Source organism: Mycolicibacter longobardus (genome assembly GCF_002102265.1).
In the GTDB taxonomy this organism is placed as follows: Bacteria; Actinomycetota; Actinomycetes; order Mycobacteriales; family Mycobacteriaceae; genus Mycobacterium; species Mycobacterium longobardum.
The window spans coordinates 289,022-304,949 of sequence record NZ_LQPG01000010.1 but is presented as its reverse complement, the minus strand read 5'-3'; the positions used below and the strand labels follow the sequence as shown (position 1 = coordinate 304,949).

At 69.2% G+C, this 15,928-nt stretch carries 14 protein-coding genes; 7 read left to right on the top strand and 7 right to left on the bottom strand.

Annotated elements, in window-relative coordinates; all coding sequences use genetic code 11:
• Position 1: 1 nt before the first annotated feature.
• The 4 genes from sufC to AWC16_RS05930 are packed head-to-tail and all read right to left on the bottom strand — an operon-like array spanning position 2 to position 4,248.
• Positions 2-805: a Fe-S cluster assembly ATPase SufC gene (gene sufC, locus AWC16_RS05945; RefSeq protein ID WP_085263831.1), complete on the bottom strand. Its 804-nt coding sequence runs from the start codon at positions 803-805 to the stop codon at positions 2-4.
• Positions 806-839: 34 nt separating this feature from the next.
• Entirely contained in the window at positions 840-2,033 is a 1,194-nt protein-coding gene (gene sufD / locus AWC16_RS05940) for a Fe-S cluster assembly protein SufD (protein WP_085263830.1), read from the bottom strand.
• A complete protein-coding gene (gene sufB, locus AWC16_RS05935; RefSeq protein WP_085263829.1) occupies positions 2,033-3,475 on the bottom strand; it encodes a Fe-S cluster assembly protein SufB in 1,443 nt (480 codons plus the stop codon). The genes sufD and sufB overlap by 1 nt, the downstream gene beginning before the upstream one ends.
• The gene (locus tag AWC16_RS05930) at positions 3,472-4,248 is read right to left on the bottom strand and encodes a helix-turn-helix transcriptional regulator (protein ID WP_085263913.1); all 777 of its coding nucleotides are present in this window, start codon (positions 4,246-4,248) and stop codon (positions 3,472-3,474) included. The genes sufB and AWC16_RS05930 overlap by 4 nt, the downstream gene beginning before the upstream one ends.
• A 204-nt stretch (positions 4,249-4,452) precedes the next feature.
• Between AWC16_RS05930 and mptB the strand changes: the two genes are divergently transcribed.
• From mptB to AWC16_RS05910, 4 genes are all read left to right on the top strand, one after another.
• Entirely contained in the window at positions 4,453-6,144 is a 1,692-nt protein-coding gene (gene mptB / locus AWC16_RS05925; protein WP_085263828.1) for a polyprenol phosphomannose-dependent alpha 1,6 mannosyltransferase MptB, read from the top strand.
• On the top strand, positions 6,141-7,067 hold the full coding sequence (locus AWC16_RS05920) for an ABC transporter ATP-binding protein (RefSeq protein WP_109561297.1): 927 nt from the start codon (positions 6,141-6,143) through the stop codon (positions 7,065-7,067). Before mptB ends, AWC16_RS05920 begins: the two co-directional genes overlap by 4 nt.
• Positions 7,064-7,852: an ABC transporter permease gene (locus tag AWC16_RS05915; RefSeq protein ID WP_085263827.1), complete on the top strand. Its 789-nt coding sequence runs from the start codon at positions 7,064-7,066 to the stop codon at positions 7,850-7,852. The genes AWC16_RS05920 and AWC16_RS05915 overlap by 4 nt, the downstream gene beginning before the upstream one ends.
• Before the next feature lie 72 nt (positions 7,853-7,924).
• On the top strand, positions 7,925-8,863 hold the full coding sequence (locus tag AWC16_RS05910; protein WP_085263912.1) for a COX15/CtaA family protein: 939 nt from the start codon (positions 7,925-7,927) through the stop codon (positions 8,861-8,863).
• Here the strand turns inward: AWC16_RS05910 and AWC16_RS05905 are convergent.
• Positions 8,819-9,526: an ATP-grasp domain-containing protein gene (locus AWC16_RS05905; protein ID WP_085263826.1), complete on the bottom strand. Its 708-nt coding sequence runs from the start codon at positions 9,524-9,526 to the stop codon at positions 8,819-8,821. The two genes, AWC16_RS05910 and AWC16_RS05905, sit on opposite strands and share 45 nt — an antisense overlap.
• 31 nt (positions 9,527-9,557) lie before the next feature.
• On the opposite strand from AWC16_RS05905, the gene AWC16_RS05900 reads away from it, so the two are divergent.
• On the top strand, positions 9,558-10,541 hold the full coding sequence (locus AWC16_RS05900) for a quinone oxidoreductase family protein (protein ID WP_085263911.1): 984 nt from the start codon (positions 9,558-9,560) through the stop codon (positions 10,539-10,541).
• On the opposite strand, the gene AWC16_RS05895 is transcribed toward AWC16_RS05900, so the two are convergent.
• A complete protein-coding gene (locus tag AWC16_RS05895; RefSeq protein WP_085263909.1) occupies positions 10,538-12,139 on the bottom strand; it encodes a PPE family protein in 1,602 nt (533 codons plus the stop codon). The two genes, AWC16_RS05900 and AWC16_RS05895, sit on opposite strands and share 4 nt — an antisense overlap.
• 110 nt (positions 12,140-12,249) lie before the next feature.
• Between AWC16_RS05895 and AWC16_RS05890 the strand changes: the two genes are divergently transcribed.
• Positions 12,250-12,726 carry an NUDIX hydrolase gene (locus tag AWC16_RS05890; protein WP_085263908.1) on the top strand — a complete coding sequence of 159 codons (477 nt, stop codon included), beginning with the start codon at positions 12,250-12,252 and terminating at the stop codon, positions 12,724-12,726.
• Positions 12,727-12,733: 7 nt separating this feature from the next.
• Here the strand turns inward: AWC16_RS05890 and AWC16_RS05885 are convergent, their stop codons facing one another.
• On the bottom strand, positions 12,734-13,657 hold the full coding sequence (locus AWC16_RS05885; protein ID WP_085263825.1) for a heme o synthase: 924 nt from the start codon (positions 13,655-13,657) through the stop codon (positions 12,734-12,736).
• 161 nt (positions 13,658-13,818) lie between these two features.
• On the opposite strand from AWC16_RS05885, the gene tkt reads away from it, so the two are divergent.
• Complete coding sequence (tkt, locus tag AWC16_RS05880; protein ID WP_085263824.1) at positions 13,819-15,909, top strand: transketolase; 2,091 nt, start codon at positions 13,819-13,821, stop codon at positions 15,907-15,909.
• Positions 15,910-15,928 lie beyond the last annotated feature (19 nt).

The window sequence follows — 15,928 nt, the reverse complement described above, 5'->3', positions numbered from 1 at the left end:
GTCACGCCCCCGCCGGTGCCACCGGGTCGCTGCTGTTGACGGCGGTGAAACGCTCGTAGCCGTTCTCCTCCAGCTCGTCGGCCAGTTCCGGGCCGCCGGACTCGACGATGCGCCCGCCGGCGAATACGTGCACGAACTGCGGCTGGATGTAACGCAGGATGCGGGTGTAGTGGGTGATCAGCAGCACGCCGCCGTTCTCCGCCTCCTTGTAGCGGTTCACCCCTTCGCTGACCACCCGCAGCGCGTCGACGTCCAGGCCGGAGTCGGTCTCATCCAGGATCGCGATCTTCGGCTTGAGCAGGCTGAGCTGCAGGATCTCGTGGCGCTTCTTCTCCCCGCCGGAGAAGCCCTCGTTGACGTTGCGTTCGGCGAACCCGGAGTCGATGCCCAACTCGGCGAACGCCGCCCGCTGCTCCTTGATCCAGGCCCGCAGCTTCGGCGCCTCGCCGCGCATCGCGGTCACCGCGGTGCGCAGGAAGTTCGACATCGACACCCCCGGCACCTCGACCGGGTACTGCATCGCCAGGAACAGCCCCGCGCGGGCGCGTTCGTCGACGGTCATCGCCAGCACGTCCTGGCCGTCGAGCGTGATCGACCCGGACGTCACGGTGTACTTGGGGTGCCCGGCGATCGCGTACGACAGGGTGGACTTGCCCGACCCGTTCGGCCCCATCAGGGCGTGCGTCTCACCGGAGTTCACCGTGAGGTCGACGCCGTGCAGGATCGGGATGGTCGCCGCGCCGTCGTCCCCGGATCCGCCCGGCGACACACTCACGTGCAGATCCTTGATTTCCAGTGTGCTCATTGCTGATTCGTGTCCTTAGGTGATGCGTTCGGGATTATTTGTTCTCGGTGACCGCGAGTTCACGCTCGACGGCCTCGGTGAGGCGCTCCTGTACGAACGGCACGGGGATCTTGGAGATGATCTCGCCGAAGAAGCCGCGCACAATCAGGCGCCGGGCCTGGTCTTCCGGGATGCCGCGCGCCTGCAGATAGAACAGCTGCACGTCGTCGAAGCGCCCGGTCGCGCTGGCATGTCCGGCCTGGATGATCTCCCCGGTCTCGATCTCCAGGTTGGGGATCGAGTCGGCCCGGGCGCCGTCGGCCAGAACCAGGTTGCGATTCACCTCGAAGGTGTCGGTGCCGACGCCGGTCGCGCGGATCAGGACGTCCCCGACCCAGACGGTGTGGGCGTCCGGCAGGGCCGAATCGGGGTCGCCCTGCAGCGCGCCCTTGTAGAGCACGTTCGACCGGCAGTTGGGCTGACCGTGGTCGACCAGCAGTCGGGACTCCAGGTGCTGGCCGTCGTCGGCGAAGTACAGGCCGAGCAGCTCGGCGTCACCGCCCGGGCCGTCGAACCGGACCCGCCCGGTCAGTCGCACCAATTCGCCGCCCAGCTCGACGGCGGTGTGCCGCAACACCGCGTCCTTGCCCAGCGCCGCGTGGTGCATGGTGACGTGCACCAAATCCGCGGCGCCGTCGGCGATCCACACCACGGTCAGCTGCGCGGCGTCACCGACCACGAATTCGACGTTGTCGGCGTAGGTTCCACTGCCCCGCACGTCGATCACCACCGTCGCCCGCGACAGTTCCTCGGCGCGCAGCTGCAGATGGCCGAACGCCGTCGCGCCGGCGCCCGGGCCGGTGACGGTGATCGTGATCGGATCCTCGATGACGGTCTCCTTTGGCACCGTCACCACCGTCGCGTCGCGGAACGCCGAGAACGCTTGGGCGGCAATACGGTCCGCCGGAACTCCGGCTGCTCCCAGCCGGTCATCGCCGCGCGCAACGGTCTCGACCCGTACCGCCTCCGAACCGAGCACCTCGATGCCGGCGGCGGCGTCGGCGACCGCGGACCCGTCGTGCAGGCCGCGCAGCCGGCGCAGCGGGGTGAACCGCCACACCTCGTCGCGACCGTGCGGCACCTCGAAGGCGTCGACGTCGAACGAGGTGAATTGAGTTCCCTTGGTGGCACCTTCGACCGCTGCGGTCAGGTTGGCTGCCGGGGCGGACGTCAAACCAGCCGAAGCCACTAGCCCACCGAGCCTTCCATCTGCAGCTGGATCAGCTTGTTGAGTTCCAGCGCATACTCCATCGGCAGTTCCTTGGCGATCGGCTCGATGAAGCCGCGCACCACCATTGCCATCGCCTCGTCCTCGGTGAGGCCCCGGCTCATCAGGTAGAACAACTGGTTCTCGCTGACCTTCGACACGGTGGCCTCGTGGCCGACGGTGACGTCGTCCTCACGGATGTCGACATAGGGGTAGGTGTCGCTGCGGCTGACGTCATCGACCAGCAGCGCATCGCATTTCACGCTCGACTTCGCCCCGTGCGCGCCCTTGTGGATCTCTACCAGCCCCCGGTAGGAGGACCGGCCGCCGCCCCGCGACACCGACTTGGAGACGATGTTGCTCGAGGTGTTGGGCGCAAGGTGCAGCATCTTGGCGCCGGTGTCCTGGTGCTGGTCCTCACCGGCGAACGCCACCGAGAGCACCTCGCCCTTGGCGTGTTCGCCGGTCATCCACACCGCCGGGTACTTCATGGTGACCTTGGAGCCGATGTTGCCGTCGACCCACTCCATGGTGGCGCCGGCCTCGGCCCGCGCCCGCTTGGTGACCAGGTTGTAGACGTTGACCGACCAGTTCTGGATGGTGGTGTAGCGGCACCGGCCCCGTGGCTTGACGACGATCTCCACCACCGCGGAGTGCAGCGAGTCAGAGGTGTACACCGGCGCGGTGCAGCCCTCGATGTAGTGCACGTAGGCGTCTTCGTCGACGATGATCAGGGTGCGCTCGAACTGCCCCATGTTCTCGGTGTTGATCCGGAAGTAGGCCTGCAGCGGGATGTCCACGTGCACGCCCTTGGGCACGTAGATGAACGATCCCCCGCTCCACACCGCGGTGTTGAGCGCGGAGAACTTGTTGTCCCCGGCCGGGATCACCGTGGCGAAGTGCTCCCGGAACAGGTCCTCGTGTTCCCGTAGCGCGGTGTCGGTGTCCAGGAATATAACCCCTTGTTGCTCAAGGTCTTCCCGGATCTTGTGGTAAACAACCTCACTTTCGTACTGAGCCGCTACCCCACCGATGTAGCGCTGCTTCTCGGCTTCCGGGATGCCCAGCCGGTCGTAGGTGTTGCGGATGTCGTCGGGCAGGTCGTCCCAGGTCTGGGCCTGCTTCTCGGTGGACCGCACGAAGTATTTGATGTTGTCGAAGTCGATCCCGGACAGATCCGAGCCCCAGTTGGGCATCGGCTTCTTCATAAAGGTCCGGTACGCGCGCAGCCGAGCCTCAAGCATCCACTCCGGCTCGTTCTTCTTCGCGGAGATGTCGCGCACGACCTCCTCGGAGATACCCCGCTGGGCGGCGGCGCCCGCGGCATCGCTGTCGGCCCAACCGAATTCGTACCGGCCCAGCGATGCGATGGTCTCTTCCTGGGTGGGCTCCGCTGCCGCTGCGGCGTCCGGTGCGAGTGTCATTGTGACGCTCCTTCATTGCTCGTGGTGGTCCTGGTGGCGGACCTCGTGGTGGTCCTGGTGGCTTTGCCGGACTTTGCGCCCTTGATGGCCAACGGCACATGGGTGGTGCAGACGTATCCGCCGTCGACGATGGTCGCCAACCGCTGCACGTGGGTGCCCAGCACTTCGGCCATCGCCTGCCGCTCGGCCCGGCACAGTTCCGGGAACTCCTTGGCGACGTTGGCCACCGGGCAGTGGTGCTGCAGGATCTGCACCGCCGGGACGCCCCCGTCCACTCGCGCGGTGGTGGCGACGTAGCCGGCCTCGGTCAGTGCGGCGGCGATGCGCTCGGCGGTGGCCTCCAGGTCGCCGTCGGCTTCGGTGCCGCCTCCGGCGGCCACGGCGGCAACCTTGGCCAGGATGGTGTCGATGCGCTGGCGCGCGAAGTCGACCACCGCATCCTCACCGCCGATCTCCCGCAGCTGGCGCATCGCGGCCACCGCGAGATCGTCATAGCGGTGCTCGAGCTTGCCCCGCCCGGCCTCGGTGAGCTGGAAGCGCTTCGCCGGCCGGCCGCGCCCCACCTGCTGCCAGGAGGCCGCGGCATGCGCCTCGGCGTAACCCATCTCGATCAGCGCGTCCAGGTGGCGGCGCACCCCGGCGGCGGAGAGGCCCAACCGGGCACCGATCTCCCCGGCGGTGATGGATCCGGATTCCATCAGCAGGCGGACCACCGCGTGACGGGTGTCATGGCCGCCGGTGAGATCAGCCACCGGCTGGGCGTCGGGCACCATCGCACCGCCGGGGCGCTGCCCGGCGGTTTCGGGGGTGGCCTTCACCCCGACCTCTTCGGAGGCCTCGATTTTCACAACACCAGTGTGACGCAATTCCGAGACCCGGTCTAGAAAGGGTTACCTCAGTTGGGCCCTGATCAGCCGTGGCGCTGGTCACATCCCACGTCCGGCGGGCCGACGACCAGCGGCCGTTACGCTGCTGGGATGGCAGTCCGCCGGCACTCGCTGAGCACGTCGATCGCGCACCTGCACGGCGATGAGCGCACCGTCGGCGCGCCCCTGAATGACGCTGAGCTGGTCGCACTGCGCCGCACCCGGCTGTTCGGAGCTACCGGCACCGTGCTGATGGCCATCGGTGCGCTGGGAGCCGGCGCCCGGCCGGTGATCCAGGACCCGACTTTCGGGGTCCGGCTGCTGAACCTGCCGTCGCGAATGGCCACGGTGGCCCTGACGATGACCACGACCGGCGCGGTGATGATGGCGCTGGCCTGGCTGATGCTGGGCCGGTTCGCCCTCGGTCGGCGGCGGATGTCACGCAGTCAACTCGACCGCACCCTGCTGCTGTGGATGCTGCCGCTGCTGGTGGCCCCGCCGATGTACAGCAAGGACGTCTACTCCTACCTGGCGCAGAGTCAGATCTCCCGGCTCGGCCTGGACCCCTACCGGGTGGGTCCGGCGCGGGCCTTGGGCCTGGATCACGTGTTCACCCTGTCGGTACCCAGCCTGTGGCGGGAGACGCCGGCGCCCTACGGCCCGCTGTTCCTGTGGATCGGCCGGGGAATATCGGCGTTGACCGGCGAGAACATCGTCACGGCGGTGTTGTGCCATCGGGTGGTGGTGCTGATCGGTGTCGGGTTGATCGTGTGGGCGGTTCCCCGGCTGGCGGCGCGCTGCGGGGTGGCCGAGGTCAGCGCCCTGTGGCTGGGTGCGGCCAACCCGCTGCTGTTGATGCACCTGGTCGCCGGGATCCACAACGAGGCACTGATGCTGGGCCTGATGCTGACCGGCACCGAGTTCGCCCTGCGCGGGATCACCGCGGCCAAGCCCCTGTTCCCCGATCTGCATCAGCACCCCACCCGGCATGATTGGGCGCCGCTGGCCGAACTACTCGCGGGCGCCGTGCTGATCACGCTGTCGTCGCAGGTCAAGCTGCCGTCGCTGCTGGCGCTCGGGTTCGTCACCATGGCGCTGGGCTGGCGCTGGGGCGGTGACCTGCGGGCGTTTCTGCTCGCCGGTACCGGAATGAGCGCGCTGGCCGCGGCGGTGACGGCTCTGATCGGCTGGGCCAGTGGGCTGGGCTTCGGCTGGGTGTTCACCCTGGGCACGGCCAACGTGGTGCGCAGCTGGATGTCTCCTCCGACCCTGCTCGCCCTCGGCACCGGCCAGGTGGGAATCCTGCTGGGCCTGGGCGATCACACCACCGCGGTGCTGTCACTGACCCGTGCCATCGGTGTGCTGATCATCGCGGTGCTGGTGGTCTGGCTGCTGCTGGTGGTGTTCCAAGGCCGGCTGCATCCCGTCGGCGGCCTCGGCGTGGCCCTGGGCATCACGGTGCTGCTGTTCCCGGTGGTACAGCCGTGGTACCTGCTGTGGGCGATCATCCCGCTCGCCGCCTGGGCGACCCGCCCGAGCTTCCGGATCGCGGTGATCGGCGTGACGCTGGTGGTGGGCATTTTCGGCCCGACCGCCAACGGCGACCGCTTCGCCCTCTTCCAGATCGTGGACGCCACCCTGGCCAGTGCCGTCGTGGTGCTCGGGTTGTTCCTGCTGACCTACCGGCGCCTGCCGTGGCGAGAGTTGCCGGCCGAACCCGCCCGCCCGGCGGCTGCCGCAGCGGTGGAGGGACCCACCCCGCCGTCGGCCACCACCGCGGACGCTTACGCTGATTCCCCGTGAACTCAGCTGTCGCAGTGCGGTTGCGCGGGGTGCGCAAACGATACGGGGAGACGATCGCCGTCGCCGACCTCGATCTCGAGGTGCACACCGCGGAGGTGTTTGCGTTGCTCGGCCCGAACGGCGCCGGTAAGACGACGACGGTCGAGATGTGCGAGGGATTCGTGCGCCCGGACGCCGGCACCATCGAAGTCCTCGGGCTGGACCCGGTAACCGACAATGACCGGCTGCGCGAACGTATCGGAGTGATGTTGCAGGGCGGCGGCGGTTACCCCGCGGCGCGCGCCGGCGAGATGCTCAAGCTGGTCGCGTCGTATTCGGCGAACCCGCTGGACCCGCAGTGGCTGCTGGAGACCCTCGGACTGACCGATGCGGCCCGCACCACCTACCGCCGGCTCTCGGGCGGGCAACAGCAGCGGCTGGCACTGGCGTGTGCGCTGGTCGGCCGGCCGGAGCTGGTGTTCCTCGACGAGCCGACCGCCGGCATGGACGCGCACGCCCGGCTGCTGGTGTGGGAGCTGATCGACGCGCTGCGCCGCGACGGCGTGACCGTTGTGCTGACCACACACCATCTGCGGGAGGCCGAGGAGCTGGCCGACCGGCTGCTGATCATCGACCACGGGAAGGTGGTGGCCGCCGGCACACCGCAGGAGCTGACCCGCAGCGGCGCCCAGGGGCAGCTGCGCTTCACCGCGCCCCCGCGCCTGGATCTGTCGCTGCTGATCGCGGCGTTGCCGGAGGGCTACCGGGCCAGCGAGGTGCTGCCCGGCGAATACCTGGTCGAGGGCTCGGTGGACCCGCAGGTGCTGGCGACGGTGACCTCTTGGTGCGCCCGGGTCGACGTGCTGGCCACCCAGCTGCGGGTGGAGCAGCGCAGCCTGGAGGACGTGTTCTTGGAGCTGACCGGACGGGAGCTGCGCGCATGACCACCCATCAGGCGTTCCCGCCCGGCACCTTCACCCCGGACCCGCGTCCGGCTGGCGTGGCGGCCATGCTGGCCGCGCAGTACCGGTTGGAGCTGACCCTGCTGCTGCGCAACGGCGAGCAGCTGCTGCTGACCATGTTCATCCCGATCACCCTGCTGGTCGGGCTGTCGGTGCTGCCGCTGGGCCCGTTCGGGGAAGGTCATGCCGAGCGCGCCACCACACTGCTGCCGGTGATCATGTCGCTGGCGGTGATCGCCACCGCGTTCACCGGCCAGGCGATCGCCGTGGCGTTCGACCGCCGCTACGGGGCACTGAAACGGCTGGGCGCCACCGCGCTACCGGTATGGGGCGTCATCGCCGGCAAGTCGCTCTCGGTGGCGACGGTGGTTCTGTTGCAGTCCGTGCTGCTCGGGGCGATCGGCATCGGGCTGGGTTGGCGGCCGACGATGGCCGGACTGGCTCTCGGGGCGATCGTCATCGCACTGGGGACCGCATGCTTCGCCGCCATGGGCCTGCTGCTCGGCGGCAGTCTGCGAGCCGAGATCGTGCTGGCCGCCGCCAACCTGATGTGGTTCGTGTTCGGCGGACTCGGCGCGCTGACGGTGGAAACCGACCTGGTGCCCGACACCATCCGCTGGCTGGCGCGGCTGACCCCGTCGGGAGCCCTCACCGAGGCGCTGTCACAGGCATTGAGCGTCTCGGTCGACTGGTTCGGCATCGCGGTGGTGGCGGCGTGGGGCGTGTTGGCGGCCGTGGGAGCCGTGCGGTGGTTCCGGTTCAGCTGACCGGCGCACACCCTGCCTACTACGGCCTGTAGTTACCGATCCTCTACGATCAGGCCCGTGGGACGGTTCCTGATGCGCCTGGTGGACCTGCTGCCCGAACCGGGCCTGCGCACCCAGCGGTGGCTGGCCGCCGCCGTGGTGTTCACCCAGGGTTTCATCGCGGTCACCGGCGCGATCGTTCGCGTCACCGCATCCGGGCTCGGCTGCCCGACCTGGCCGCAGTGCTTCCCGGGCAGCTATGTACCGGTGGCGGTCTCGGAGGTGCCCCGGATTCACCAGGCCATCGAGTTCGGCAACCGCATGGTCACTTTCGCGGTCGTCATCACCGCGGCCCTGGCCGTGCTGGCCGTGATCCGGGCGCGGCGGCGCACCGAGGTACTGGTCTACGCCTGGCTGATGCCGGGCTCCACAGTGCTCCAGGCGGTGATCGGCGGCATCACCGTGCGCACCGGGCTGGCCTGGTGGACGGTGGCCGTGCACCTGCTGGTCTCGATGCTGATGGTGTGGCTGGCGGTGCTGTTCTACGTGAAGGTCGGTGAGCCCGACTTCGAGGGCGGGGCCTTGGTGATCGAGCTGGTCCCGGCGCCGTTGCGGCGGTTGACCGCGCTGTGCGCCGCCATACTGGCCGCCGTGCTGGTGACCGGAACCCTGGTGACCGCCGCCGGCCCACACGCCGGGGACAAGAGCGCGACCCGCACGGTGGCCCGCCTCAAGGTGGAGGTCGCCACGCTGGCCCACCTGCACGAGTCCCTGCTGATCGGTTTCCTCGGGCTGGTGGTGGGCCTGGGCTTCGGGTTGGCGGCGGTGCGGGCGGCCAAACCGGTGCCGCGCCGGCTGGCCGTGGTGATAGCACTGACCTTGGGGCAGGGACTGATCGGCGTCGTCCAATACTTCACCGGGGTGCCCGCCGTACTGGTCACCATGCACGTTGCGGGCGCCGTGCTGGTCACCGGAGCCACCGCGGCGCTATGGGCGTCGCTGCGCGAGCGGGCCCAGCCCGAGCCGCTCTAGCGCCGAGGAGACCTCCACCGCGAATCGGCGCTGTGCCAGGTCCCGTTCTTCGGCGTCGAGTTCACGCCAACCCAATTGCGGTGCAATCAGATCCAGGCTCATCAGGCACGCATCCGCGGTGGTTCCCGCCACGTCGGCACGCGCGTAGAGCAACTCCTCGATCCGGATGCTCAGTCGTTCCGCGGCCGCGCGCAGGGCGGCACGTCCCACATCCCACAGTTCGAAGTCGGGGTCGGCGCCCGCGGCTCCGAAGGCATGCGACCGTCCTGCGCCGAAGAACACCAGCGACGTCACCTCCGCCGCCGGGTGCCCGGTCGAGGTCGGCACTCCGTCGCACTGCAAGTCGGCCAGGTAGCGGCGGTCGGCGTTCCAGGCCACCACTTCGGGTGGGTTCAACAGATTGCGCACCCGCTTGGTCCAGGCGGCGAATTCTGCGCGCCGGGCCGGGCCGCCGCCGGTCGTCCGCAGAATCACCAGGTCGGCTTCGAGGGTCTCCGGGTCGTCCCACGGCAGTCGGCGGGCGTGCAGCCCGCGGTGTCGCAGCGCAGCGATCAAGCCGGCGTCGTCGTCGGCGTCATCGCGACCGTCGTCTTCGGACCCGCGCCCCGAATCTTCCGCCAGCACGATGCGCGGATGAAAGATGTCGGGCCGGGCCAGCTTCATGCGGACCTCACATTCGGAGATGATAGTCACCATGCACGCCGTAGAAGTCGCCGCGACCGGTGGACCCGAGGTCCTGAGCTATGTCGACAGACCACAACCGTCCCCCGCTTCCGGTGAGGTCTTGATCCGGGTCGAGGCCGTCGGGGTCAACTACATCGACACCTATTTCCGCTCCGGGATCTACCCCGCCGAGCTGCCGTTCGTGGTCGGCAATGAGGCGGCCGGCACCGTGGCCGAGGTCGGGGCGGGGGTCACCGCATTCGAAGTCGGCGACCGTGTGGCAAGCGCTGCTGCGACCGGTGCCTACGCCCAATACTGCACGGCGCCGGCATCTTTGGTGGCGCACATTCCGGCCGGCGTTGACTCCGGCGTGGCCGCCGCCGCACTGCTCAAGGGCCTGACGGCGCACTATCTGATCAAGTCGGTGTATCCGGTGCAGCCCGACGACACCGTCCTGCTGCATGCCGGGGCCGGCGGCGTGGGGCTCATCCTGACCCAGTGGGCCACCGCGCTCGGGGCCCGGGTGATCACCACGGTGTCCAGCCCGGCCAAGGCCGAGTTGTCGCGTCGGGCCGGCGCCGTCGAGGTGCTCGACTACCCCGGCTCGGACAGCGAGGCCGCGGCCGCATTCGGCGCCCGCATCCGGGAGTTGACCGGCGGCGGGGTGGTTGCGGTGTACGACGGGGTGGGCGCGGCGACGTTCGACGCCAGCCTGGCGAGCCTGGCGGTACGGGGCACGCTGGCGTTGTTCGGCGCGGCCAGCGGACCGGTGCCGCCGGTCGATCCGCAGCGGCTCAACGCCGCGGGATCGGTGTACCTGACGCGGCCCAATCTGGCTCATTTCACCCGCACCGCACCGGAATTCGCCTGGCGCGCCGGGGAACTGTTCGAGGCGATCGGAGACGGAACGCTTGAGGTCACGGTGAGCCGGCACTACCCGCTTGCCGACGCGGCCGAAGCCCACCGGGACCTGCAGGCTCGCCGCACGGTGGGCTCGATCGTGCTCGACCCTTAGCCGGCCTTCCAGCCGTCGGGAAGTAGCGGCACCCGGGGGCCGTCGGCGAACTCCGCCCCTTCCAGCCGGGTGAGCCCGGTCGCGCGGCTGCCGGCGGCCTGCACACTGCCGGTGCGTCCCAGATCCCCGGCACCGTGATCGGACACCGGTGCCGGTTCCCAGTCCGGGGTCACCCCGACGGTCAGATTCATCGCGGCGTCACCGTGCCCCGGTCTGGTTTTGCGCCGCCGGAGGCGTCTGGCCCGGCGGGATTCCGCTGCCGCCGCGGCCGAGGCGGCCTCCGGGGTGGGGGTCTTCCGCTTGGCGCTGTCCGCGGCGGCGGCGTGGGCTCCGAGCCCCGATCCGTAGTCGATCCGGGGCCCGCCCCCGACCAGGTAGGGGAACAGCGGGGCACCGGCGGGCACGGTCGCGGGCGGCGCTGGAGCCGGAGGCGCCGGCGCCGCACCGGCCGGAGCGGCAGCCGGCGGCGGGGCCGGCGGCGGCGGGGCAGCCGCCACCGCTGGGCCGACCGCGACAGCCGGTACGTCGGCAACGACCACCGGAGTCAGCGGGCTCACCGGCGCAGCGGCACTCGCGGGCACCGGTTGAGCCAACCCGGCCAGGCCGGCGAGGCCACCCAGGCCGCCGACAGGCGCGACCACCGCGCCCGCCGCGGCGGCCACCAGCGCCGGCTGGCTTATCGCCTGCAGCAACTGGGCGATATGGGTGGGCCAGTCGAACAGCACCAGGGCGGCGAAGTACTGCAGCGCCGGGATGATCTGACTCGGGTCCTGGGTGATAGCCAGGAAGTCCTGGTACAGCTCCAGAGTTCGCACGAGGTACCAGATCGGTTGGGTGGCATCGACGTAGAGCTCATAGTCGAGGCCGTTGAGTGTTCCGGCGGCCGGGTCCCAATGGAGCCCGAAGTTCTGCAGGAATTCCGCGACGACGGTTGTCACCGCGTTGGTGACGCGGTCGGGCCCAGCGAAGCCGTCTCCTAGACCGAGGCTTTTCAGGAATGGTTCGAGGACATCGAGTAGGCCCTGCAGGGGGTTCTCGGTGATCGGTTGCGGCGACCACCAAGCCGGACCGGACTCCGCCTTCTGAATAGGGGCCACATGAGCGGCGCGGGGGGCGCCGGCCAGGGTGGCCTCGCTGACAGCTTGATAGGTCGCCATAACCGTGGCGGCCTGCACCCACATGCGGAGATAGTCGGCTTCGTTGAGTGCAATCGGAATGGTGTTGATCCCAAAGAAGTTCGTGGCGATCAGTACGCCATGAGTGGCGTGGTTTGCGGCCAGCTCCGGCAGCGTGGGCATGGCCGCCAACGCCGTGACGTAGGCGGCCGCCGCCGATTCGTGCGCCGCAGCCATGTGTGCGCTCTCGGCGGCGGCGCGCGTCAACCACGCCAGGTATGGCTGGTGCGCCGCTTCGTAGCGCAACGCTGCCTCCCCCTGCCACGCCGCACCCACCGTCGCGCCCACCACTGCTTGGAGTTCCTCGGCGACCTGGGCGTACTCCAGGCTCAACGCCGACCACGCCGCCGCAGCAGCCAGCAGCGGCCCGGGGCCGGGCCCGCTGCTGAGCAGCGTTGCGTGCACCTCCGGCGGCGACGCCATCCACAGCGGTCCAAACACAAGAATTCACTCTAGCGAATCTTTAGTTTCGGGTTGCCAAACTCTTCTCGGTGTCGCGAAGAATGAGCAAGTCGGCTGGCACGATCGATCACATGCCGACTCCGCAGTTCATCGTCGATCTCCGGGCACATATCGGCCATGACCCGCTGTGGCTGATCGGAGTGACGGCGGTGGTGATCCGCGGCGACGAGGTGCTACTGGTGAAGCGGGCCGACAACGGCGTCTGGGCGCCGGTGACCGGGATCGTCGATCCCGGCGAGGAGCCGGCCGACGCCGCGGTCCGGGAGGTCGCCGAGGAGACCGGTGTCACCGCGGCGCCCGAACGGCTGGCCTGGGTGCACACCACCGCACCGGTGACCCACGTCAACGGCGATCAGGCCCAGTACCTCGACCACGTATTCGTCATGCGCTGGGTGGCAGGCAACCCCTACCCGGCCGACGACGAGAGCACCGACGCGCGCTGGTGGGAGCTCTCCGCGCTGCCGGAGATGCCGAGGCGCATGCATGAGCGCATCGCCGCGGCACTTCGCCAGGGCCCGGAGACCCGATTCGAGTGGGACCGGCGATAGCGAGGGCTCAGAACAGCGTGGGCAGACCGATCGCCGAGTCCACCGCCAGCGCGCAGAACACCGCCGCCAGGTAGTTGTTCGACTGCAGGAACAGCCGCAGCGGCTTGACCGGTTCGCCGCGGCGGACACCGGCGTAGAGCTGGTGCGCCATGACCAGGAACCATGCCCCGGCCAGCGACGCCACGGCGGCGTACAGCCACCCGGCGGCGGGCACCAGCGCCAGCGTGGCGATCACCGTCGCCCAGGTGTAGACCACGATCCGGTGGGTGACGACGCGTTCACTGGCGACCACCGGCAGCATCGGCACCCCTGCCGCCGCGTAGTCCTCCTTGTAGCGCATCGCCAGCGCCCAGGTGTGCGGCGGCGTCCAGAAGAAGATCACCAAAAACATCACCAGCGCCGGCCAGCCGATGGTGCCGGTCACCGCCGACCAGCCGATCACCACCGGCATGCAGCCGGCCGCCCCGCCCCACACCACGTTCTGCGAGGTGCGGCGCTTGAGCAGCATCGAGTAGCCGAACACGTAGAACGCGATGGTGGCCACCGCCAGCACACCGGACATCAGGTTGGTTGTGCGCCACAGCCAGACGAAGGAGACCGCACTGAGGGCCAGGCCGAAGATCAGCGCGTTGCGGGTCGGCACCACCTCGCGAGCCAGCGGCCGGCGCGCCGTGCGCTTCATCACCTTGTCGATGTCGGCATCGACGACGCAGTTCAGGGCGTGGGCGCCCGCAGCGGCCAACATCCCGCCGATCATGGTGTTGAAGATCAGCAGCGGATTCACCGTGCCGCGGTCGGCAAGCAGCATCGCCGGAATGGTGGTGACCAGCAGCAACTCGATGATCCGCGGCTTGGTCAGTGACAGATACGCCAACAACGTGCTGCGTATTGCGCGTATTCGGCGCGGCTGCGCGCGCTCGCGAATACTCACGTGATGACTCCTAGGATGGCAGCTGCGACGCCAGCTTCTACTACGGACGATGGTAGACCGCCTGGCCGGGTCGGCCGAATCGCAGGGTCAATTGACGGCGATTAGGCTGACAACCACCCCGGCTCGTCTAGCCAAATCTCGAAGATGAGGACCTGAAGTTCGTGACCACTGCTGCAGAGATCTCCGCCCTTACTCGCCCGCACCACCCCGCAGACTGGGCTGAGATCGACTCCGTCGCGGTCGACACCGCCCGGGTGCTGGCCGCCGACGCGGTACAGAAGGTCGGCAACGGCCACCCGGGCACCGCGATGAGCCTGGCACCGCTGGCCTACACGCTGTTCCAGCGGGTGATGCGCCACGACCCGTCCGACACCGAATGGCTGGGCCGCGACCGGTTCGTGCTGTCCTGCGGGCACTCGAGCCTCACCCTGTACGTCCAGCTCTACCTGGGCGGTTTCGGGCTGGAGCTGGCTGACCTCGAGGCGCTGCGCACCTGGGGCTCCAAAACCCCGGGACACCCGGAGTTCCGGCACACCAAGGGTGTGGAGATCACCACCGGCCCGCTCGGTCAGGGCCTGGCCTCAGCGGTCGGCATGGCGATGGCCGCGCGCTACGAGCGCGGGCTGTTCGACCCGGACACCGCACCGGGCGAAAGCCCGTTCGACCACTTCATCTACGTGATCGCCTCGGACGGTGACATCCAGGAGGGCGTCACCAGTGAGGCGTCGTCGCTGGCGGGGGTTCAGCAGCTGGGCAATCTGATCGTCTTCTACGACCACAACAAGATCTCGATCGAGGACGACACCGCGATCGCGATGTGCGAGGACACCGCCGCCCGCTACCGGTCCTACGGCTGGCACGTCCAGGAAGTCGAGGGCGGCGAGAACGTGGCCGGCATCGAGGAGGCGATCGCCAAGGCGAAGGCCGTCACCGACAAGCCTTCGTTCATCTCGCTGCGCACCATCATCGGCTACCCGTCCCCGGGCAAGATGAACACCGGCGCCATCCACGGTTCGGCGCTCGGCGGCGACGAGGTGGCCGCCACCAAGTCCGCGCTCGGGTTCGACCCGGACAAGTCGTTCGACGTCCGCGAGGACGTGATCACCCACACCCGCGGGTTGGTGGCGCGCGGCAAGCAGGCCCACGCCGACTGGCAGGCGCAGTTCGAGGCGTGGGCGGCCCGCGAGCCGGAGCGGAAGGCGCTGCTGGACCGGTTGCTCGCCGGTGAGCTGCCGCAGGGCTGGGACGCCGAGCTGCCGTACTGGGAGCCCGGCTCCAAGGCGGTGGCCACCCGCGCCGCCTCCGGCAAGGTGCTCGCCGCGGTTGGGCCGAAGCTTCCCGAATTGTGGGGCGGCTCAGCCGATCTGGCGGGCAGCAACAACACCACAATGGACGGTGTCAAGTCGTTCGGGCCGGCGTCGATCTCCACCGGCGAGTACACCGCCGACCCGTACGGCCGCACGCTGCACTTCGGGATCCGCGAGCACGCGATGGGCTCGATCCTGTCCGGCATCGTGCTGCACGGGCCCACCCGTGCCTACGGCGGCACCTTCCTGCAGTTCTCCGACTACATGCGGCCCGCGGTCCGGCTGGCGGCACTGATGGACATCGACCCGATTTACGTGTGGACGCACGACTCGATCGGGCTCGGTGAGGACGGCCCCACCCACCAGCCCATCGAACATCTGTCGGCGCTGCGTGCCATCCCGCGACTGTCGGTGGTGCGTCCGGCCGACGCCAACGAGACGGCCTATGCCTGGCACACCGTGCTGGCTCGCGGCGCGGACAGCGGGCCGGTCGGGCTGATCCTGACCCGGCAGAATGTGCCGGTCCTGGAGGGCACCGACGCCGAGGGCGTCGCGCGCGGCGGCTACATCTTGGGCGGCGCCGACGACACCGAGCCGGATGTGGTGATCATCGCCACCGGCTCGGAGGTGCAGCTCGCCGTGGAGGCGCAGAAACTCTTGGCGGACAAGGACATCAACGCCCGCGTGGTGTCGATGACGTGTCTGGAGTGGTTCGAGGCGCAACCGGCCGACTACCGCGACGCGGTGTTGCCGCCGTCGGTGTCGGCTCGGGTGGCCGTCGAAGCCGGTATCGCCCAGTGCTGGCACAAGCTGGTCGGCGACACCGGCGAGATCGTCTCCATCGAGCGCTACGGCGAATCCGCCGACTACCAAACGCTGTTCCGTGAGTTCGGTCTGACCGCCGGCGCCGTCGTCGCCGCCGCCGAGCGAACCCTGGAAAACTGACGTCAATCAAAGGAGCGCA